Annotated in this window: 17 protein-coding genes and 1 pseudogene; 6 read left to right on the forward strand and 12 right to left on the reverse strand. The window is 71.8% G+C overall.

What is annotated here, in order from left to right; translation table 11 throughout:
- Window positions 1-168: 168 nt before the first annotated feature.
- A pseudogene (locus ABTW64_RS14735) lies at window positions 169-1449 on the reverse strand (ABC transporter substrate-binding protein); the annotation flags it as partial.
- Between the two features lie 182 nt (window positions 1450-1631).
- On the reverse strand, window positions 1632-3065 hold the full coding sequence (locus tag ABTW64_RS14740) for a serine hydrolase domain-containing protein (RefSeq protein ID WP_350623627.1): 1434 nt from the start codon (window positions 3063-3065) through the stop codon (window positions 1632-1634).
- A gap of 117 nt (window positions 3066-3182) precedes the next feature.
- Here ABTW64_RS14740 and ABTW64_RS14745 point away from each other — a divergent pair, with 117 nt between their 5' ends.
- The 4 genes from ABTW64_RS14745 to ABTW64_RS14760 all read left to right on the forward strand — a co-directional run bounded on the left by ABTW64_RS14745 (window position 3183) and on the right by ABTW64_RS14760 (window position 7865).
- Window positions 3183-4553 (forward strand): serine hydrolase domain-containing protein, encoded by a 1371-nt coding sequence (locus ABTW64_RS14745; protein WP_350623629.1) that lies wholly within the window; start codon window positions 3183-3185, stop codon window positions 4551-4553.
- Window positions 4554-4559: 6 nt separating this feature from the next.
- Window positions 4560-5432 carry a hypothetical protein gene (locus ABTW64_RS14750; RefSeq protein ID WP_350623631.1) on the forward strand — a complete coding sequence of 291 codons (873 nt, stop codon included), beginning with the start codon at window positions 4560-4562 and terminating at the stop codon, window positions 5430-5432.
- Window positions 5429-6553 (forward strand): o-succinylbenzoate synthase, encoded by a 1125-nt coding sequence (gene menC / locus ABTW64_RS14755; RefSeq protein ID WP_350623634.1) that lies wholly within the window; start codon window positions 5429-5431, stop codon window positions 6551-6553. Before ABTW64_RS14750 ends, menC (ABTW64_RS14755) begins: the two co-directional genes overlap by 4 nt.
- A 979-nt stretch (window positions 6554-7532) precedes the next feature.
- Window positions 7533-7865, forward strand: a complete 333-nt coding sequence (locus ABTW64_RS14760; protein WP_350623636.1) for a GIY-YIG nuclease family protein — start codon at window positions 7533-7535, stop codon at window positions 7863-7865.
- Window positions 7866-7875: 10 nt separating this feature from the next.
- Here the strand turns inward: ABTW64_RS14760 and ABTW64_RS14765 are convergent, their stop codons facing one another.
- Together ABTW64_RS14765 and ABTW64_RS14770 are read right to left on the reverse strand one after the other, a co-directional pair.
- Window positions 7876-9567: an alpha-keto acid decarboxylase family protein gene (locus ABTW64_RS14765; RefSeq protein WP_350623638.1), complete on the reverse strand. Its 1692-nt coding sequence runs from the start codon at window positions 9565-9567 to the stop codon at window positions 7876-7878.
- Window positions 9560-10720: a Glu/Leu/Phe/Val family dehydrogenase gene (locus ABTW64_RS14770; protein WP_350623640.1), complete on the reverse strand. Its 1161-nt coding sequence runs from the start codon at window positions 10718-10720 to the stop codon at window positions 9560-9562. Before ABTW64_RS14770 ends, ABTW64_RS14765 begins: the two co-directional genes overlap by 8 nt.
- A gap of 221 nt (window positions 10721-10941) precedes the next feature.
- Here ABTW64_RS14770 and ABTW64_RS14775 point away from each other — a divergent pair, with 221 nt between their 5' ends.
- A complete protein-coding gene (locus ABTW64_RS14775; protein ID WP_350623642.1) occupies window positions 10942-11472 on the forward strand; it encodes an Lrp/AsnC family transcriptional regulator in 531 nt (176 codons plus the stop codon).
- 25 nt (window positions 11473-11497) lie between these two features.
- Here the strand turns inward: ABTW64_RS14775 and ABTW64_RS14780 are convergent, their stop codons facing one another.
- From ABTW64_RS14780 to serS, 8 genes are all read right to left on the reverse strand, one after another.
- Window positions 11498-12262: an amino acid ABC transporter ATP-binding protein gene (locus ABTW64_RS14780; protein ID WP_350623644.1), complete on the reverse strand. Its 765-nt coding sequence runs from the start codon at window positions 12260-12262 to the stop codon at window positions 11498-11500.
- The gene (locus ABTW64_RS14785; protein ID WP_350623646.1) at window positions 12259-13158 is read right to left on the reverse strand and encodes an amino acid ABC transporter permease; all 900 of its coding nucleotides are present in this window, start codon (window positions 13156-13158) and stop codon (window positions 12259-12261) included. Before ABTW64_RS14785 ends, ABTW64_RS14780 begins: the two co-directional genes overlap by 4 nt.
- A 1-nt stretch (window position 13159) precedes the next feature.
- Window positions 13160-14056, reverse strand: coding sequence for an ABC transporter substrate-binding protein (locus ABTW64_RS14790; RefSeq protein ID WP_350623648.1), 897 nt, complete (start codon window positions 14054-14056; stop codon window positions 13160-13162).
- 47 nt (window positions 14057-14103) lie between these two features.
- Window positions 14104-15216 carry an o-succinylbenzoate synthase gene (gene menC, locus ABTW64_RS14795; protein ID WP_350623650.1) on the reverse strand — a complete coding sequence of 371 codons (1113 nt, stop codon included), beginning with the start codon at window positions 15214-15216 and terminating at the stop codon, window positions 14104-14106.
- On the reverse strand, window positions 15213-16019 hold the full coding sequence (locus ABTW64_RS14800) for a hypothetical protein (RefSeq protein WP_350623652.1): 807 nt from the start codon (window positions 16017-16019) through the stop codon (window positions 15213-15215). Before ABTW64_RS14800 ends, menC (ABTW64_RS14795) begins: the two co-directional genes overlap by 4 nt.
- Before the next feature lie 67 nt (window positions 16020-16086).
- Complete coding sequence (locus tag ABTW64_RS14805) at window positions 16087-17811, reverse strand: PucR family transcriptional regulator (protein WP_350623654.1); 1725 nt, start codon at window positions 17809-17811, stop codon at window positions 16087-16089.
- A gap of 114 nt (window positions 17812-17925) precedes the next feature.
- Window positions 17926-18771, reverse strand: coding sequence for an HAD-IIB family hydrolase (locus ABTW64_RS14810; protein ID WP_350623656.1), 846 nt, complete (start codon window positions 18769-18771; stop codon window positions 17926-17928).
- Complete coding sequence (gene serS / locus ABTW64_RS14815) at window positions 18768-20051, reverse strand: serine--tRNA ligase (protein WP_350623658.1); 1284 nt, start codon at window positions 20049-20051, stop codon at window positions 18768-18770. The genes ABTW64_RS14810 and serS overlap by 4 nt, the downstream gene beginning before the upstream one ends.
- A 265-nt stretch (window positions 20052-20316) precedes the next feature.
- On the opposite strand from serS, the gene ABTW64_RS14820 reads away from it, so the two are divergent.
- Window positions 20317-20631 (forward strand): helix-turn-helix domain-containing protein, encoded by a 315-nt coding sequence (locus ABTW64_RS14820; protein ID WP_350623660.1) that lies wholly within the window; start codon window positions 20317-20319, stop codon window positions 20629-20631.
- The last annotated feature ends 20 nt before the right edge of the window (window positions 20632-20651 follow it).

Here is a 20651-nt window from a genome sequence, read left to right on the forward strand (position 1 = left end):
GAGGTCACGCGGTAGACGTCGTAGACGGCGTCGATACGGCGCACGGCGTTCAATACGCGGTCGAGGTGCACGGCGTCGCCCATCTCGAACACGCAGGAAGCCGACCAGCTGGTCGGGCGTGTTGACGTTGAGGGGCTCCCAGATGGCGTCCCAGTCACCGCCGCCGAACATGACGCCCGAGAGCTCATCGGTCGGCATCGTGCTGGCGTCGACCTGCACGCCCAGCTCGGTCCAGGCGGCGACGACGAGCTCGGCCGCCGCGGCACCCCCCGCGCCGAGGGCCGAGTCGTGGATGAACGACACCGCCAGGGGCGCGCCGTCCTTCTCCCACACGTCGCCGTTCTTGGTCCAGCCGGCGCCTTCGAGCGTCGCGGCCGCGCTGTCGGCGCCCGCCTCGGGCAGGGCCGTGGTGAAGTCGCCGCCCTGGCATGCGGCCGGAGCCGCGACAGCCAGCTGCGTGGCGCGCTTGCCCGTGCCCGACGTGATGACGTTCGCCAGCTCGTCGAGGTCGAGGGCCTGCGCGAGCGCCGTGCGCACGGCGATGTCGGCGGTGACGCGGCCCTCGGCCTGGTTGAACCAGGTCTCGCCCGTCACGGCCTCGCTCGAGACCTGCTCGGTGCCCGCCAGGCGCGCGGCGTCCGGTCCGATGATGCGGGCCGCGTTGATGTCGCCCGAGAGCAGCAGGTTGGCGGCGGTCGTCTCGTTCGGGATGACGCGGAACTCGACGGTCGACGGCACGCCGGGCTCGGTCGTCGTGGCGCCGTCGGGGCCCCACGCGTAGTCGTCGCGCACCTCGTACGTGTAGTGGTCGTTCGAGGCGACGTCCGTGACGGTGTACGGGCCGGTGCCGTCGGTGCCCTCGGCCAGGGTCGAGCGATCGGCGAGTCCCGCGTCGCAGACCATGCCGATCTGCGCCAGTCCCTCCAGCACGAACGGCGCCGGGGAGGCCAGGGTCAGGGTCAGGGTGCGCGCGGCGTCATCGGCCTCGGCCGTGACTCCGGCGGGAACGAACGTGCCCAGGAAGGGGCTGGCGTTCTCGGGGTTCGCGATCCAGTCGATGTTGCCCTTGGCGGTGGTCGCGGTGAACTTCGCGCCGTCCGCGCACGTGACGTCGTCGCGCAGCGTGAACGTCGCGGTGGTGCCGTCGACGTTCCACTCCTCGGCGATGCCCGAGACGACCTGGCCGTCCGAGTCGACGTTCACCAGCGGGTCGTATGCGAACTTCGCCGCGGCGAACGCCGCGCTGGCGGCGCCGAGGTGGGGGTCGAGCGAGCCGACGTCGGTGCCGATCGCGAGAACGAACGTGCCGTCCTCGACGTATTCCGGCGCGGCCGACGGGCCGCCGCCCGAGGTGCCGCCCGAGCAGGCGCTCAGAGCGAGAGCGCTGGCCAGGGTGACGCCGGCGATGCCCGCGAGGCGGGCGCCGGGCGAGAGGTCGCGGATCTTCATGCTGTGTCCTCCGGGGATGGGAAGCGGGCGAGGTGGGGATGTCGCCCTGCGAGGAATCGGGTGGTGCGCGGGATGGAGCCGGATGCGGTGCAAGGCACTGCAGTGCGGTGGAAAGTGGTGCCGTGAAGCGTGGTGCCGTGGAACCTGCGATGGAGACGGAGCGGTGCGGCGGAGCGGTCCTCCTACGCCGAGCGCGGCAGCGCGCGACTGGTGAAGAGGAAGGCGTGGCGGCCGTCGGCGTCGGAGTCGACGAACGCGTAGACGACGTGCACGCCGCCCTTGCCCTCGGCCTGGATGAGTCCGCGCTCGCTGTAGGGCACGACGCGCTCGGGGGGCTCCGCGGGAGCCAGCGCGGCGAAGTCGCCCTTGAGCTTCGTCTCGATCCACAGCGCGCCGGCGTCGTCGCGGCTCACGACGACGTCCATGACCGAGGCGGAATACGTGCCGAGGAAGGGCGCGGCCGTGGCCTCGTCGACGAACGCGGCGGGGTCGGCGGGAAGCGGCGGATCGGCGAGCACACGGGTGCCCGTCAGCTTGTCGAACGCCGCCTCGAACAGGGCGCGCGAGATCGCGTACACGTCGCCGCCGTTCGTGAGCAGGGCGACGGCGATGCCGAGCTCGGGGATCACGCGCAGGAACGCGTTCTGTCCGATCGTGCTGCCGTCGTGCGAGACCATCAGCCCCGCGGGCGTCTCGTCGAGCTCCCAGCCGAGCCCCCACGCCTCGCCCAGCAGACCCATGAACGGCACGTCGACCTGCCGCTGCCGCATCGCCGCGACCGACTCGGCCGCCAGCACGCGGGTGCCGTCGGCGGCGACTCCCCCGTCGACGTGCATCTTCGCGAAGGCGAGCAGGTCGGCCACGCGCATCGACAGGGTCGAGCCGGCGGGACCGTTCGATCGCACCATCGCCCAGATCGGCGCCGGGACGAGAGCGCCGTCCTCGCCGGCGGCGATGTGGCCCTGTGCCACGCGGTGCATGATCGCCTCGTACGGCCCCGGGGCCGCGTGGGTCAGGCCCAGAGGCTGGATGAGGTGATCGACCAGCGCCTGCTCGTACGACTTCCCCCGCAGCACCTCCACCAGGCGTCCGAGCACGACATAGCCGGCGTTGTTGTACGAGAAGCGCGTGCCGGGGGTGAACAGCTGCGGCGTGTCCGCCAGCGACGCCACGTACTTCTCCACGCAGTCGTCGCCGCGCCCGGTGTCCGTGAACAGGTCGCCCTCGAAGCCCGCCTGGTGCGACAGCAGGTGCCGCGCCGTGATGGTCGCCGCCGCCTCCTCGTCGCCGATGGCGAACTCGGGCAAGGCCGCCCGGATGGGCGCGTCCAGGTCGAGCAGGCCCTCGTCGACCAGCTGCATGACCAGGGTGGCGGTCCACACCTTCGTGATCGATCCGATCTGGAACAGCGAGTCGGTGTCGGCCGGCACGCCCGTGCCCTGGTGCAGGATGCCCGCGGCGGCGTCGACGATCTCGCCGCCGACCAGCACGCCGGCCACGGCGCCGGGCACGCCGTGCGCGTCGATGAGCCGGGGCAGCGCGCTCGCGAGCCATGCTCGCAGCTCGGACGCGGTGACGGCCGCAGCGGAGGGCGCGGGGACGGTGGGGTTCGCCATGACACGAAGCTATGAGCGGCGGGTTCACGGCCGTTCGTCGGATCCGACGAGGTTGACCTCGGGTGTTCGTCGGATCGCACACACCAGCGCCACCGGCGGATGCGGATGCTGGACGACATGGACACGACCCTGGCCCCCTCCCCGCCCGCGCCGGCGCACCCCGCCGACGTCGTGGCGGAGACGCTCGAGCGCCTGCGCGTGACGCACGGCGTCGTGGGCGCACAGCTCGCGATCGACCGCGCCGGCGAGGTGCGCGAGGCGGCATCCGGCATCCTCAACGTCGAGCTCGGCAACGCCGCCACGACGGATGCGCTGTTCCAGATCGGGTCGATCACGAAGGTCTACACCGCCACGCTCGTGATGCAGCTGGTCGACGAGGGGCTCGTGGATCTCGACGCCCCCGTCGTCTCGTACGTGACCGACATCCCCTCGGCCGAGCCCGAGCGCATGGCGCGGGTCACGGTGCGGCAGCTGCTGACGCACTCGAGCGGCATCGAGGGCGACGTGTTCACCGACACCGGTGTCGGCGACGACTGCATCGAGAAGTACGTGGCGTCGCTGGGCGACATCGGCTTCGTGCACGAGCCCGGGGCCACCACGTCGTACTCGAACACCGGCTACGTGCTGGCGGGGCGCCTGGTGGAGGTCGTCACCGGACAGGTCTGGGATGACGCCCTGCGGGACCGCCTGCTGGCTCCGCTGGGGCTGACGCACACCCAGACGCGCGCCGAGCGCATGCCCCGCTTCGCCGTCGCCCACGGCCACACGCCGGCCGACGGCGGCTTCGACCTCGTGCCCAACTGGCAGATCCCCCGGTCGAGCGGGCCCGCGGGCATCATCGCGGCGCGAGCCCGCGACGTCGCGGCGTTCGAGCGCATGCACCTGGCCGACGGCGTGGGTTCGAACGGCGCGCGAGTGCTGTCGCCGCAGGCTGCGCGCGAGATGCGGCGCGAGCAGTCGCCTGCGCCCGAGCTCTCGCGACGGGGCCTGGGCTGGGGCTTCGGCGACTGGTCCGACGACTCCTTCGGGCACGACGGCTCGACGTACGGACAGCTCGCGTACTCGCGCGTGCTCCCCACGCACGACCTGGTGATCGTCCTGCTCACCAACGGCGGCGACGGCCAGGCGCTCTTCGACGACCTCGCGCGCGAGCTGCTGGCCGCCGAGGTCGAGCTGCCCGAGCCGCTGAGCCCACCCGATCCCCTGCCGGTCGTCGACACGTCGCGCTTCGAAGGCACGTACCGCCGGCTCGGCACGACGTTCCGCCTGCGGGCCGATGGGGACGTCGTGCGCGGAGAGATCTCGCAGGACGGCGATCAGTCGACCACCGGTGCGGCCGCCACCCTGCAGCTCGACATCCTGCCCACCGGACCCGACTCGTTCATGACCCGGGTGTACGGTGCGAGCTGGTTCGCCGGGCGCCTCCTCGACATCGACGGCGAGAGGTACCTGCACTTCGCGGGCCGCGCGAACAGGCGGGTAGCCTGAATGTCCGTGGTCCTGCCGGCTTCCGAGAGCATCGCCTCCGACGCCCGTGCTGTGGCGGATGCCGCGTGCGCCCAGGTGGGCATCCGCATGGTCGAGGCGCACGACGCGGCCGACTGCCGCCGCATCTCCGACGTGATGGGCGTGATCTGGGGCTGGGAGCAGCCGCAGTTCGACACCCCCCTCGCCGTCGCGCTCGCGCACTCGGGCAGCTACGTCGCGATGGCCGAGACCACCGAGGGCGAGCCCGTCGGCGCCGCCCTGGGCTTCTGCGGACCGCCCGGCCGCGCCTTCCACTCGCACATCGTCGGGCTGCTGCCCGACTCGGTCGGACGCGGACTCGGCCGGGCCGTGAAGCTGGTGCAGCGCGCCTGGTGCCTGGAGCGCGGCATCGACGCCATGACCTGGACGTTCGACCCGCTGGTCGCGCGCAACGCGTTCTTCAACATCCGTCGGCTGGGAGCCGCGGCCGTCGAGTACCTGCCCGACTTCTACGGCGAGATGACCGACGCCATCAACGCGGGCCAGCACACCGACCGCGTGCTCATCCGGTGGGATCTGGCCGCGCCGCCGCCGCACGCGACGCGCCCCGAGCCCGACATCCGCTCCGCGCAGGTCGCCGTGGCCGACGTCGACGGCGAGCCCTCGGCGTACGTGCGCCCCTCCGACCCGGCCGCGCCGGCGGTCGTCGCGGTGCCCGCCGACATCGAGTCGCTCCGACGCACCGATCCCGACCTCGCCCGCCGCTGGCGCCTGCAGACCCGCGCCGCCCTGGCCGAGCTGCTCGCATCCGGCTGGGTCGTCAGCGATTTCGCCCGGCCCGCCGCCACGGGCGGCATGTACGTCCTCACGAAGTCCCCGCTCCAGAAAGACCTCCGATGAAGCTCCTCTCCCTGCGCCTGCACCACATCGAGATGCCCCTGGTGTCGCCGTTCACCACCTCGTTCAGCACGCAGACGGCCAAGCGCACGTTCCTCGTCGAGGCCCAGCTCGAGACCGCCTCCGGCGAGGTCGTGACCGGATGGGGCGAGAACGTCGCGCTCGACAGCCCGGTGTACTCGCCGGAGCACCTGGAGGGCGCGGCGTACGTGATCGAGCACTGGCTCGCCCCGATGCTGTTCGCCGCCGAGGACGTCACCGCCGAGACGGTCGGTCACATCCTGCACAAGATCATCGGCAACCAGATGGCCAAGGCGGCCGTCGAGATGGCGGTGCTGGACGCGCAGCTGCGCGCCGAGGGGCGCTCGTTCGCGTCGTACCTGGGCGCCGTGCGCGACACGGTTCCCTCCGGTGTGTCGGTGGGCATCCAGGAGTCGGTCGAGGCCACGGTCGGAGTGATCGGCGGTTACATCGACCAGGGCTACGCCCGCATCAAGCTCAAGATCCAGCCGGGGGCGGATGTCGCGCACGTCGCCGCCGTGCGGCGCGAGTTCGGCGACGACCTGCCCTTCCAGGTCGATGCCAACGCCGCCTACACCCTGGTCGACGCCGCGCATCTGCGCCGGCTGGACGAGTACGGCCTGCTGCTGATCGAGCAGCCGCTCGGCGAGGCCGACATCCGGCAGCACGCCGAGCTGGCCAAGCTCATGCACACGCCGATCTGCCTCGACGAGTCGGTCGTCTCGGCCGAGGCCGCCGCCGACGCGATCATGCTCGGCGCGGCCGCCGTGATCAACATCAAGCCGGGCCGCGTGGGGGGCTACCTGGAGGCGCGCCGCATCCACGACATCGCCCGCGCGCACGGCATCGCCGTGTGGTGCGGCGGCATGCTCGAGACCGGTGTGGGCCGGGCCGCGAACGCCGCCCTCGCCGCCCTGCCCGGCTTCACGCTGCCGGGCGACATCTCGGGCTCCGACCGCTTCTACACCGAGGACATCACGACCGAGCCCATCCGGATGCACGACGGCGTGGTCGACGTGCCCACCGGCCCCGGCTTCGGCGTCGAGGTCGATCCCGACCGCCTCGCCCGCTTCCGCACCCGCCTGGTCGACATCCCGGCCTGACCCCCTCCTGCTCGTTCAACGAGCGAAGCGAGTCGAAACGACACCACACCCACCCGGACGACTGGGGGCGCGCTCCCCTCCCCCTTCTGCTCGTTGAGCGAGCGCAGCGAGGCGAAACGACACCACACCCACCCGAAGCACAACCCACCAACCGTTTCCGCGGTTTCGACTCGGTCGCAAGCTCCCTCGCTCAACCAACCTGGAGGGGGCACCCCTCCCCCTCTTGCTCGTTGAGCGAGCGAAGCGAGTCGAAACGACACCACACCCACCCGAAGCACAACCCGCCAACCGTTTCCGCGGTTTCGACTCGGTCGCAAGCTCCCTCGCTCAACCAACTTGGGGGGGGCACCCCTCCCCTCCCCTCTGCTCGTTGAGCGAGCGCAGCGAGTCGAAACGACACCACACCCACCGAGGCACAACCCACCAACCGTTCCCGGGCTTCGACTCGGTCTCAAGCTCCCTCGCTCAACCAACTTGGAGGGGGTACCTCCCCCTCTTGCTCGTTGAGCGAGCGCAGCGAGTCGAAACGACACCACACCCACCCGAGGCACAACCCACCAACCGTTTCCGGGCTTCGACTCGGTCGCAAGCTCCCTCGCTCAACCAACTTGGAGGGGGCACCCCTCCCCTCCCCTCTGCTCGTTGAGCGAGCGAAGCGAGTCGAAACGACACCACACCCACCCGAAGCACAACCCACCAACCGTTTCCGCGGTTTCGACTCGGTCGCAAGCTCCCTCGCTCAACCAACTTGGAGGGGGCACCCCTCCCCCTCTTGCTCGTTGAGCGAGCGCAGCGAGTCGAAACGACACCACACCCACCCGAAGCACAACCCCCCAGCCGTTTCCGCGGTTTCGACTCGGTCGCAAGCTCCCTCGCTCAACCAACTCGACAGCGGGAACCGCCCCTTGGTCGTTGAGCGCCGCACCCATCCTGTGGATGGATGTCCCGCCGCCTCCACGGCGGCGGCTACCGTCCGAGCATGGCCGCACACGTGTACCTCCTCCGCTGCGCCGACGGTTCGCTGTACTGCGGCAGCACCCGCGACCTCGAACGGCGGGTCTGGGAGCATCAGCAGGGGCGGGGGTCGGCCTATACCCGCAGGCTGGGCCGCCGCCCCGTCGAGCTCGTGTGGTCGTGGGAGTGCGAGCACATCGGCGAGGCGTACCACTGGGAGAAGCAGATCCAGGGATGGAGCCGCCGCAAGCGCGAGGCGCTGATCGCGCACGGCCTCGACGGGGTGATCGGCTGGAGCGCCCGTGAGCGAGCGGCACGCACCCAGCCCGAGCACGGCGGATCATCCGGGGAGGGTTGACCCCCGCCGCTCACGCCCGGGCGTTGGCCTTGGCGATACCCGCCGCGAGGGCGAGCAGCAGCCGCGGGGCGTCGTGGCGGTCGAGGCGCACGCGCACGAAGTGCGCGCGGGACGCATCGGATGCGGCGTGCAGCGCGGCGCGCAGCTCGCCCGGCGTGCCGGCGTCGTGCACCTGCGTGCCGGATGCGCCGAGCGCGGCCGGCAGGGCGTTCCAGTCCCAGCGCTGGATGTCCTGATACACCGCCTCGGGGCTCTGGATCTTGCGTTCGACCGTGTAGCCGTCGTTGTCGAGCAGCAGCACCACGGGAGCGTTCGGCTGGGCGAGCAGGCGCCCCAGCTCCTGCACGGTCAGCTGCGCCGAGCCGTCGCCGATCACGAGCACCGGCCGTCGATCCGGTCGGGCGAGCGCGGCCCCCAGCGCGGCGGGCAGCGTGTACCCGATCGACGACCACACCGGCTGACCGAGCAGGTCGCTGCGCTCGGGAAGGGTGAGGTCGAGGGCGCCGTAGAACGCGGTGCCGGCCTCGGCGATCAGCGTGGTGCCCGAGGGGATCCAGTCCTGCAGCAGCGCCCACAGGGCGACGTGGTCGAGGGGCGCGTCGTCGTCGGCCGCCTCCTCGCGCACGTCCGGCGGCGGCACGTCATCCGGCGACGAGAAGCGGCACTCCGCCACAACCTCGCCGAGCGCGGCCAGCGCCTCGTCGAGCCGCACGCCGGGATACACGGCGGGCCCGATGCGGGCGCGATCGAGAGCGAGCTCGATCGCGTGCGCCGGCTGGTACCTGTGGCTGAAGAAGCCCGTGCTGAAGTCGCTGTAGACCGTGCCGACCATGACCAGCATGTCGGCATCGTCCACGATCGCCTGCGACCGCGCATCGCGGGTGTTCACGCCGAGGTAGGTGCCGAGGCTGGCCGGATGGGTCTCGTCCAGCAGCGCCTTCGATCCGACCTGCGACGCGATGCGCACGCCCGGCACACCGGCCAGGCGCGCCACGCTCGCCTCGAGCCCGCGACGGTGCACGCCGGGTCCGGCGAGCACGGTCAGGCGGTCCATCCGCGCCAGGCGATGCCGCAGCGCATCGGTGAAATCGGCGACGGCGATCGGATCGCTCGCCGGGGGCACGAGGGGGCTGCGCAGCGGCTCCCGGGACACCGGGAGCCGCGCGACGTCGAGCGGCACGCCGACGTAGACGGGCTTGCTCGCGGCGAGCATGGCCGCGAGCGCGCGGTCGATCTCGGCCGCGGGGTCGGTGCCGTCGAGCACGGCCTGCGCGACCGTCACCTCGCGGTACATCCGCACGAAGTGCTGGAAGTCGCCGTCGAGCAGCGTGTGGTGCAGGCGTGCCCCCGTGCTCATGGCGGCGCGGCTCGGAAGGCCCGCGATGTGCACGACCGGCACGTCCTCTGCGTAGCTCCCCGCCACGCCGTTGACGGCCGAGAGCTCCCCGACGCCGTAGGTCGTCACGAGTGCGCCGACGGCACGGCCGACGCGCGCGTAGCCGTCTGCGGCGTAGGCGGCGTTCAGCTCGTTCGCCGAGCCCATCCATGCCAGATCCTCGTCCTCGAGCATCTCGTCGAGCAGGTTGAGGTTGAAGTCGCCCGGCAGCCCGAACAGGTGGCGACAGCCGAGCTGCACCAGGCGTGCCGCGAGGTAGCCGCCGACCGAGATCGTGTCCGCGGCGGCATGGCCCCGCTCAGCCACGGCCAGCCGCCAGACGCGCGGCGACGAGCGCGTCGGCCGCGGCGCCGGTCGGGATGCCGTCCGCGGCGGCGCGCTCCAGCACCTCGCGCGTCGTCTCGCCGATGCGCCGCACGTCGGCGGCGACCTCCTCGGGCGTGCGGCCCAGCCGCTCGCCGCTGACCAGGTGGATGACCCCGCCAGCGTTGGCGACGTAATCGGGCACCCACAGGATGCCCGCCGCGTGCAGCGTGGCGTCGACATCCGGCGTCGGCAGCTGGTTGTTCGCGGCCCCGCACACCAGCTGTGCTCCCAGCTCCTGGGCCCTGTGGACCGTGACCGTGCCGCCGAGAGCGCACGGCGCGTACACGTCGAGCCCGGCGGGCAGCGCCTCGCCGACCCGCGCGGCGCCGTCGGTGGCCGCCCGCACCCGTTCGCGCGCCGCGGCGTCCGGATCGGCCACGACCACGGTCGCGCCGTCGTCGACCAGGAGGCGCGCGAGCACTCCCCCCACCTTGCCCGCGCCCTCGACGCCCACCGCACGGCCCGCGAGGCTGGGCGTGCCCCACAGCCGCTCGGCCGCCGCGCGCATCGCGTGGAACACCCCGCGCGCCGTGTCGGGGCCGCTGTCGCCCGACCCGCCGCGGGCCGGCGTGCGGCCGGTCACGAAGGCGGTCTCCTCGCCGACGATGTCGAGGTCGTCGGAGTTCGTGCCCACGTCGGCCGCGGTCACGTATCGTCCGCCGAGGCTGTCGACGAAGCGGCCGTAGGCGCGCAGCAGCTCCGGCGTCTTGTGGGCGGACGGATCGCCGATGATCACGGCCTTCCCGCCGCCGAACGGCAGCCCCGCGGCGGCGTTCTTCGACGTCATGCCCTGCGACAGGCGCAGCACGTCGTCCAGCGCATCCCAGGGGCTCGCGTAGTGCCGGAAGCGCGTGCCGCCGAGCGCCGGGCCGAGCGTGGTGTCGTGGATGGCCACGATGGCCCGCAGGCCCGTGGCGTCGTCGCGGCAGAACACCACGTGCTCGTGCCCGGCGGTCTCTGCGACGTCGATCACGCCGCTCGCGTCGAACACTCCACGCGTACCCGATACGCCGCTCGCACCGGATGCCGCGCTGGTGCCGGATGCCGCGCTCGTGCCGGATGCCGCACTCGCGGCGGACGTCCTGGATCCCATGCTCGTGTCTCCTCACCCGGTGCGCCCGCCTGTGGGCGGGCCGACGCCGGCTCTCGTGGGCGGCCCGCGCCCCGGTTCGGGCAGGCCGCATCCCGTCCCTGGATCGCAGGGGCGGGATGTATAGGAGTATCCGGATCAACAGTCGCCTCGGTCAACGGATTCCGTGACAACATGACATCCTGGCGCGCAGGCGGCGGCCCGAGACTGCGGAGGTGTGCACGATGGCAACCATCGACCAGCTGGACGTCGAGATCCTGGCCCGGCTCACCGAGAACGCGCGCATCGGCATCGCCGAGCTCGCGGCCGAGCTCGGTGTGAGCCGCACCACCGTCAACCTGCGGCTCAAGCGCCTCGAAGACGACGGCGTGCTGCTCGGGTTCCGCCCTGTGATCGACCTGGCGCAGATCGGCGCGGGGGTGCGCGCGTCGCTGTCGATCGAGATCGATCAGCGCAGGATGGCGCACATCGTGCACGAGCTGTCGCGCCTTCCCGAGGTGCTCGAGGTGAGCATCCGGGCCGGCCGGGAGGATGTGCTCGCCCACGTCGCGATCGGGTCGCTCGAGGAGCTGCAGGTGCTGACCACCGCGATCGTCGAGATCGACGGGGTGCGCCGCACCACGTCGACCTTCACGGTGTCGACTCCGGTGCCCCACCGTATCCTGCCGCTGCTCGGCAAGGTGGTCGCCGGGCGCGGATGGGGCCGGTCGACCCCCTCGCCGCGTGAGATGCCCGCCTCGCACGGCGCCCTCTGAGGCGGCGCCGCGGGGCGGGCACGGCTCATCCGACCTTGCCCAGGAACTCCCTCGTGCGCGCGTGTCGCGGCGCGCCGATCACGTCGGCGGCCGGGCCCTGCTCGACCACGACGCCGCCGTCCATGAAGATCACCCGATCGGCGACGTCGCGCGCGAAGCTCATCTCGTGCGTCACGACGATCATCGTCATGCCCTCGCGAGCCAGCTCGCGCATGACGTCGAGCACCTCGCCCACGAGCTCCGGGTCGAGCGCGCTGGTCGGCTCGTCGAACAGCATGAGCTGAGGCTTCATCGCCAGCGCCCGCGCGATCGCCACGCGCTGCTGCTGGCCGCCTGAGAGCTCGTGCGGGTACGCGTGCATGCGCTCCGCGAGTCCCACGCGCGTCAACAGCTCCCGCGCCTCGCGGCGCGCCTGCTCCTTCGACAGCCCGAGCACCGACATCGGCGCTTCCATGACGTTGCGCTCGGCGGTCATGTGACCGAACAGGTTGAAGCGCTGGAAGACCATGCCGATCTTCGCGCGCCGCTCCGCCACCTCGTCCTCGCGCAGCTCGTACAGCTTGTCGTCGTGCATCCGGTACCCGACGTGCTCGCCGTCGACCGTGAGCGTGCCGCCGTCGATGCGCTCGAGGTGGTTGATGCACCGCAGGAACGTCGACTTGCCCGATCCCGACGGGCCGATCAGGCACACGACCTCACCGACGTCCACCTGCAGGTCGATGCCCTGCAGCACCTCGTTGTGGCCGAAGGTCTTGCGGACGCCGCGCGCCTCGACGAGCGGAGCGGTCATCGGGTCCTCCCGGGGAGAATGCGCTTGAGGACGGCGGCGACGGCGGTCGCCTCGCCCGTGGAGCTGTACTGGAAGCGGCGCTCGACGAAGTACTGGCCGATGCTGAACACCGTGGTGAGCACGAGGTACCACATGGAGATCGTCAGCAGCAGCTCGACCACCAGCAGGTTGTTCGAGTAGATGCGCACGGCCGATTGCAGCAGCTCGCCGTAGGTGATCGCGTAGGCGAGCGACGACGTCTTGAGCATGTTGATGAACTCGTTGCCCGTGGGCGGCACGATCACCCGCATCGCCTGCGGCAGCACGATGCGTCGCATCGTCTTGCCGCGCTTCATGCCGAGCGCGTGGGCGGCCTCGACCTGCCCCTTGTCGACCGACAGGATGCCCGCGCGCACGATCTCGGCCATGTACGCGCCCTCGTTGATGCCGAGGCCGAGGAGGGCGGCGACGAACGGCGTCATGAGCGAGTTGGTCTCGACGGTGCCGAGGCCGGGGATCCCGACCTCGGGGAACACGAGCGAGAGGTTGTACCAGAGCAGCAGCTGCACCAGCACGGGGGTGCCGCGGAACAGCCAGATGTATCCCCCCGCGACGGCCTGCATGACCGGGTTGGGCGACAGCCGCATGACCGCGGCGCCGACACCGAGCAGGATGCCGAGCGCCTGGGCGGCGACGCTGATCGCCAGGGTGCCGACCATGCCGCCCACGATGGTCTCGGCGGTGAAGAAGTGCAGCGTCTGGTCGTACGCGATGTCGGCCTGCGCGAACGCGTAGATCAGCGCCGCGAGCGCGACGAGCACCACGGCGCCCGAGACCCAGCGGCCGTAGTGCCGTACCGGCACCACCGTGATCGGCAGGGGCGCGGAGGGCGCCGCGGTGTTCGTCGTCTCGCTCATGTCAGCCGCCGTTGACCGTGGCCGACTCGATCGCGCCGAGCGGCGTCTCGTACTTCTCGATGAGCTCGGCGTAGTCGCCCGAGTCCATCACGGCCTGCAGCGCCTGCTGCAGGGCGTCGCGCAGCTCGGTGTCCTCCTTGCCGATGCCGATGCCCAGCGGGCCGGCCTGGATCTGCTCGCCGACGACCTCGAAGTCCTCGCCGCCGCCGGACGTGCGCGCGTTGTACGTCGCGACCGGGTAGTCCTGCAGGCCCGACGCGGCGCGGCCGTTCTTGACCTGCAGCATCGCCTCGGTCTCGCGGTCGTACGAGAGGATCTCGATCGGCTGCTCGCCGTTCTCCTCGCATACCGCCGACTGCTCCTGCGCGTAGCCCTCCTGCGTCGTGCCGCGCTGCACGGCGATCGTGACGCCGCAGAGGTCCTCGATGCCGGTGAGTCCCTCGGGGTTGCCCTTCTTCACCAGCAGCATGGCGCCGGCCACGTAGTAGTCGACGAAGTCGATCTCCTGCTGTCGCTCAGGCGTGTCGCTCATGCCCGAGATCGCCACGTCGATGCGGTCCGACTTCAGCTCGGTGATGAGGCTGTCGAACACGACGTTGTTCCACTCGAACGGCACGCCCAGCTGGGCGGTCATGAGGTCGGTCAGCTCCTTGTCGAAGCCGAGCACCGTCTCGCCGTCGGTGTCGTAGTACTCCATCGGCGCGTAGGCGATGTCGCCGCCGACGACGATCTTGCCGGCGTCCTTGACCTCCTGCGGCAGGCTGTCGTAGAGGGGCGCCGAGGTGTCGACGGCGGCGTCCTCGGAGCCGCCGCCCGACGAGCAGGCGGTGAGCGCCAGGGCGGCGAGCCCGGCGGCGGCGGTCGCCGCGAGCGCGCGGCGGGCGATGCGATGGGACATGGATGGATCCTCTCGGGTGGTGGGGTCCGGCGCGACGGCGGGGACGGTCAGCGCAGGTCTATGGCGGTCGTGGCGACCGTGAATTCGGCGAGCGCGTCGGGCAGCGGGTCGATGCCGATGCCCGGGCCCGTGGGGACGGCGAGGTGACCGTCCTCGAGCTCGAACGGCGCGGTGATGTCCTCGGCGAAGTACCGGCTCGATGCCGAGGTGTCGCCGGGCAGCACGAAGTTCGGAAGCGCGGCGAGCGCGAGGTTGGCCGCCCGGCCCACGCCGCATTCGAGCATGCCGCCGCACCAGACCGGGATGCCATTGGCCTCGGCGATGTCGTGGATCCGCCGTGCCTCGAGATATCCGCCGACGCGCGAGGGCTTGATGTTGATCACCTGCGTGGCCCCCATCGCGATCGCGGTGGCCGCGTCGCGGGCCGACTCGATCGACTCGTCGAGGCACACGGGCGTGGTGATGAGCTTCTGCAGCTCGGCGTGGCCGCGCATGTCGTCTTCGGGCAGGGGTTGTTCGATCAGCAGCAGATCGAAGTCGTCGAGCCTGGCCAGGTGGCGCGCGTCGCGCAGTGTGTACGCCGTGTTGGCGTCGACCTGCAGCAGGATGTCGTCGCCGAACTCCTCGCGCACCGCGCGCACGGGCTCGATGTCCCAGCCGGGCTCGATCTTCAGCTTGATGCGCAGATAGCCCTGGTCGAGGTAGTCGCGCACGTGACCGAGCAGCTCGGGGATCGAGTCCATGATGCCGACCGAGACGCCCGACGGCACCCGGGTGCGGGTGGCGCCGAGGTACCGGCCGAACGACATGTCTGCGGCCCGCAGCTCGGCGTCCAGCAGCGCGGTCTCGACGACGTGCTTGGCCATCCGGTGGCCCTTGACCGGCTCCAGCGCGTCACGCACCGCACCGGCCGTGAGCGCGTCTCCGAGCGCGAGCAGGCGCGGGGCCAGCTGGGTCCGGATGACCCATTCGGCGCCCTCGAGGTACTCCGAGCTGTAGAGCGGGTCCTCCTCCGCGCCGCACTCGGCCCATCCGACCGCGTCGTCGGTCTCGAGCCGCACCAGGAAGGTCTCCTTGGTGTGCGAGGTGCCGAACGACGTGCGGAACGGCGTCACGAGAGGGATCCGCAGGTGGTGCACGGACAGGTCGCGGATCTTCATGAGCTCGCCTCGATGTTCGCTTCCATGAGGTAGTGGCCGGAGCGGGTGAAGCCGACGGCACGGTCGCCGCGGGCGAACAGGGGCAGCATCGCGTCGCGCACGGCGTGACGCCAGCGCACCGCCGACGCGGGGTCGGCCACGCGCAGGTCGTCGATGTCGCGCGGGATCCCGATCCAGGTGCCTCGCTCGTCGCGCACGACCGGCGCATCCGGCGACGCGGGCGGCAGACCCGGATCGGCGGGCTCCGGACGCGGCTCGGCGTCGAGCACCCAGGACGCGACGAGACGGTCGCTGTCGTCGCCCCGGTTGATGTCGTCGATCATCTCGCCGTAGAACGACTCCTCGTACGCGAGTGCGACCGCGCCGAGCTTGGACAGGTTGAAGCGCGCGTTGCGCGCCATGAGGGGGTCGAAGGTCCAGCGGATCTCGCCGATGCCGTGCGCGAGGCACCAGTCGCGCTGGTGCCTCTTGAGCGCGAAGCCGATGCCACGGTCGCTCATGCCGGGCGCGGCCGCCGCGATGATGCCGTACGCGCGTCCGGGCTCATCGCGCACGAGCACCGCCGCGCCCACCATCGCCCCGGCGCCCGTGGCGCCCGCGGCGTCGCGTGCCACCGACACCAGGCCGCCGGCGTGCACGAGGCTGCGCATCGTGTCGCTGTGCATGGGCGCGCCCTCGGGCGTGCGGCCCCACACCGACTCGAGCAGGGCGGAGACCTCGCGCAGCTCGTCGATCGCGTGCGCCTCGCTCAGGACGACGCCCGCCGACCCGGCGGAAGGGCGCGCGGATGCGTGGTGGAGCATTCCGTCAGGATATCGATCGGCAGGTGCCGCTCCGTCTGCGCCCGCCGTCCACACCACCCTCATCGCCTCAGCTCCGGCGCTGGGCGAGGTCGGGGATGATGCGCAGCTGCAGCTGCGCCGCGAACCGGGCCTCCGGATCGGCGAGGTCCATCTCCCCCACCTCGGCCAGGCGCCGCAGCCGATACCGGAACGTGTTGGGGTGGATGTGCAGGGCCTCCGCGGCGGATGACACGTCGCCCATGTGGTCGAGCCACGCGCGCAGCGTGTCGACGAAGCGGGTGTCGTTCGCGCGGTCGTGCTCGAGCAGCCGTGCGACGGCTCCTGTCGCCTGCTCCTCGCCCGCCCGCACGCGATCGCGCAGCTCGAGCAGCAGCGCCTCGACGTGCACGTCGCTGAACAGCGCGACGTGCGACGACGACCCCGCTGCCCCTCCCGAGGCGCTCGGCCCGTGCTCGAGCCGCACTCGCAGCGCGCGCTCCGCGCCCTCGCGCGACCGCACGACCCCGCGCGGGCCGCTTGCGACCCGGCCGATCCCGATCATGACGGGGGTGCGCGATCCGATCCGCGCGAGGAAGTCACCCGCGAGCCGTGCCGCCTGCGCCTCGCCCGCTTCCGCCGACCTGACCGGCAGCAGTCCGTAGATGGTGCCGCTCAGCAGCGCCGCGCTGGCCTGCGGATGCACGGCGGCCAGGTGCATCGCGATCGCGTCGGCGAACCGCTGCCGCTGGGCCTGCCGGTCGCCGGCCCCCTCCAGGCCCTCGCCCTGCCCGTCGAGCACCTCGGCCGCCAGCACGACCACGGGCTGCGCATCGAGCCCCAGCCTCTCCAGCGCGTACACGGCGCCGTCGCCGCCCTCGAGCGCCGTGCTGAGCAGGTCGGCCCGCAGGCGGCGCTCGACGTCCGCCCCCGCACGCAGGCTGAGCAGGTGCAGCGCGACGACCTTGCCCGCGTCGCGCAGCGCGGCCGTGCGCTCGTCGCTGAGCTCGCCCGGCACGGCGGCCCAGATGGATCCGAGGATCTCGCCGCCCGCGCGCACGGCGATCGCGCACCGGGTCTTCAGGTCGGTGCCGTCGAACGTGAGCTGCACGTACTGGGGCTCCTCACTCGAGTAGAGGCGCTTGAAGAACCCGTTCTCGGTGAGCAGCCGGGAGTACCGCTCTGGCACCTGCCGTTCGAGGATCGTCTCGATGCGCGAATGGTCGGCCTCATCCTGTCGGGCCGAGAACGCGAGCACGCGCGAGTTGCGGTCCTCGATCGTGATGGGGGCGTCCAGCAGGGCCGCGATGGCGTTCGCGAGCGTGAAGAGATCGCCGCTCGGCAAGCCGCCGATCAGGTCGTGCGCCCGGTCGTCGACGGGCTCGGCAACCAATGCCTGCACCATGGCGCTCAGCTGCGTCCACGAGGCCCCTCGGGTGAGGCCGAGCAGCGCGACGCCGTGCTCGGTCGCGACCACGGCGGTCGCCTCGTCGACGTCCACGGGCTCCCGCAGCACGACGGCGCCCGCCCCCTGCGCGCCGAGCGCCGCCAGCACGGTGCGCAGCCCCGCTCCGCCCGAGAGGCCGACGCCCAGCACGATCGCGCCGTCCGCGACGGCCTGCTCGTCGAGGGGGTCGTGCACGACCACTCCGCCGACGCGACGGCCCGGGTCGGGAACCGGCGCGAGCGCGGTGAGGAAGGTCGATCCCAGCTCGTCGAGCACCCGCTCCAGGGTCGGCAGCGGGTGCACGGGCTCGGGCCGGCGCACGCGGCTCACCGTCGCGGTACGCGGGTATCCGGGGTTCGAGCCGAGCATGGATCCACGCTAACCCGCGCGCATCACCGCCGTGTTACGGGGCCCTGTCAGGGGGGCGGTGCTACGGGGCCTCGCCCGGTCGACGGCCGTCACGCCGGACACGTGTCGCGGGCGTCAGCCGGCCGATGCCCCGGACGTGACCAGGGCGAGCGCCTCGGCGACGCCGCCTTCCTCGACCGACGCCGTGATGTCGGTCGACTCCGCCACGACCTCCTCCGGCGACTGGCCCATCGCGAACGCCCGGCCTCCGTTGCGCGCGGCCCACCGGAACATGCCGATGTCGTTGCGCCCGTCGCCGATCACGACGACGTCCGCCGGGTCGATGTTCTGCAGCTCGCACACCTGCGCGAGCGCGGTGCCCTTGTCGACGCCCTTGGGCGCGATGTCGAGCCAGGCCGTCCAGCCGACGGCGTAGGAGACGTGGTTGAGCCCGATCCGCTCGACCACCTCTATGAAGTCGATGCCCTCGTACTCCTCGTCGTTGTGCTCGGGCGAGACCACCACGACGCGGGCGACCTGCCGGCCCTTCATGTCCTCGAAGTCGACGCGCTGGGCGGTGTCGCGGTTCAGCCCCCAGTCGTCGACGAAATGCGTGTACAGACGCGTGCCGTCGGCCAGCTCCACGAGGTAGTTGGCGTTCGGCAGGTGCTCGTGCAGCAGCGTCAGCACCTCGGTCGGGTCGAACGTCTCGGTCGTGTGGCGCGCGTAGCCCGTCTCCTGCGTGGCGTCACGCGACAGGATGGCCGCCCCGTTCGAGCAGACGACGTACTCGGGCAGGATCGACAGCCCGTGCAGGATGTGCGAGGTCGCCTCCCAGCTGCGACCGGTCGCGATGGTCACGATGTGGCCTGCCTCGACCGTGCGGCGCACGGCATCCTGCACTCCGGGGCTGAAGGTCTCGTCCTCGAGCAGCACGGTGCCGTCGAGGTCGAGCGCGACGAGCTTGCGGCCGGCGGTCACGCGATCGGCTCCAGCACGTCGAGGCCGCCCATGTAGGGGCGCAGCGGCTCGGGCACGACCACCGACCCGTCGGGGCGCTGGTGCGTCTCGAGGATCGCGACGATCCAGCGCGTCGTGGCGAGCGTGCCGTTCAGGGTCGCGACGTGCTCGGTCTTGGCAGCCCCCTCGGGCCGGTGCCGGATGTCCAGTCGGCGGGCCTGGTACGTGGTGCAGTTCGAGGTCGACGTGAGCTCGCGATACGCGCCCTGCGTCGGCACCCAGGCCTCGGTGTCGAACTTGCGCGCGGCGCTCGAGCCGAGATCGCCGGCCGCGACATCGATCACGCGGTACGCCAGCCCGAGCGACTGCAGCATGCGCTCCTCGAGCGCGAGCAGGCGCTCGTGCTCGGCCTCTGCCTGGTCGGGCGTCGTGTAGACGAACATCTCGAGCTTGTTGAACTGGTGCACGCGGATGATGCCGCGGGTGTCCTTGCCGTACGACCCGGCCTCACGGCGGTAGCACGTCGACCAGCCGGCGTAGCGCACGGGGCCGCCCTGCAGGTCGAGGATCTCGTCCTTGTGCAGCCCCGCGAGGGCGACCTCGCTCGTGCCGACCAGGTAGAGGTCGTCGGCCTCGAGGCGGTAGATCTCGTCGGCGTGCGCGCCGAGGAACCCGGTGCCGGCCATGATGTCGGGGCGCACCAGGGTCGGCGTGATGACGGGCTCGAAGCCCGACTCGAGCGCGACGCTCAGCGCGTAGTTCATGAGCGCGATCTCCAGGCGCGCGCCAACGCCCTTGAGGAAGTAGAACCGGGCACCCGAGACCTTGGCGCCGCGCTCCATGTCGATCGCGCCGAGCTTCTCGCCGAGCGCGAGGTGGTCGAGGGGCCCCTCGGGGAAGTCGGCCGCTTCGAAGGAGCGCTTCTCGCCCACCTCGCGCAGCACGACGAAGTCGTCCTCGCCCCCCTCGGGCACGCCGTCGATCACCACGTTCTCGATCTGCGACATGGCGGACGCGAACGCCTCCTCGGCCGATGCCACGGCCTGCTGCGCGTCCTTGACGCGGTTCGCGAGGTCCTTGGCCTGGGCGACGAGCGCGGCCTTCTCGTCCTTGGGCGCTGCGGCGACCAGCTTGCCGAACGCGTTCTGCTCGGCGCGCAGCTCCTCGAACGCGGTGATCGCCGCGCGGCGGGCCTTCTCGGCCTCCACCGCGGCCTCGACGGTCTCAGGCGATCGCCCGCGCGCCACCTGCGAGCGGATCACGAGGTCGGGGTTGTCGCGCAGCAGAACGGGATCGATCACCCGGCCAGTCTAGGACTCGGCGATGGCGCCGCTCCCCTCGGGGACGAACGCGGTCCGGGTGCCGCTGCACCCGCCGCAGAGATCTGCACTTCTGCGGCGCGGAACCGGCAGAACGGTCCGCGCCCGCGCAGATCTCCGCGGGACGAGCAGACGCCGGGTGCGGGGCGCTGGCTCAGGGGGCCCGGTGACGCGCCCGATTCTAGGGCACAAGTCACCGGCTACCCACACCCTGGTGCCTCTGCCCGGGCACATCCAGGCTGTTGCGGTGCCCCGCGTTCCCTCCCCCGCCGCCGAGCGCATCGGCGAGAACATCCGGGCCGCGCGCGAGGCGAAGGGCTGGACGCAGGATGAGCTGGCCGCCGCGACCGGTATCGACTCGTCCAACATCCGTGCGCACGAGAGCGGCCGCTCGCTGACCAACCTGCACTCGCTCGTCCGCATCGCCGAGGCGCTGGGCGTCGAGCCGTCGGTGCTGCTGACCGACATCACGTCGGACCTGTTCCGCACACGCGCCGACGACGGCCGGCGCCGCCCCGCCCGCCCCCACGCCCCGGCACGCCGCGACGAGTCCGTCGCCTGATCCCGGGCCGAGAGCCGCCG

It is taken from the genome of Microbacterium sp. NPDC096154, from assembly GCF_040302945.1.
In the GTDB taxonomy this organism is placed as follows: domain Bacteria; phylum Actinomycetota; class Actinomycetes; order Actinomycetales; family Microbacteriaceae; genus Microbacterium.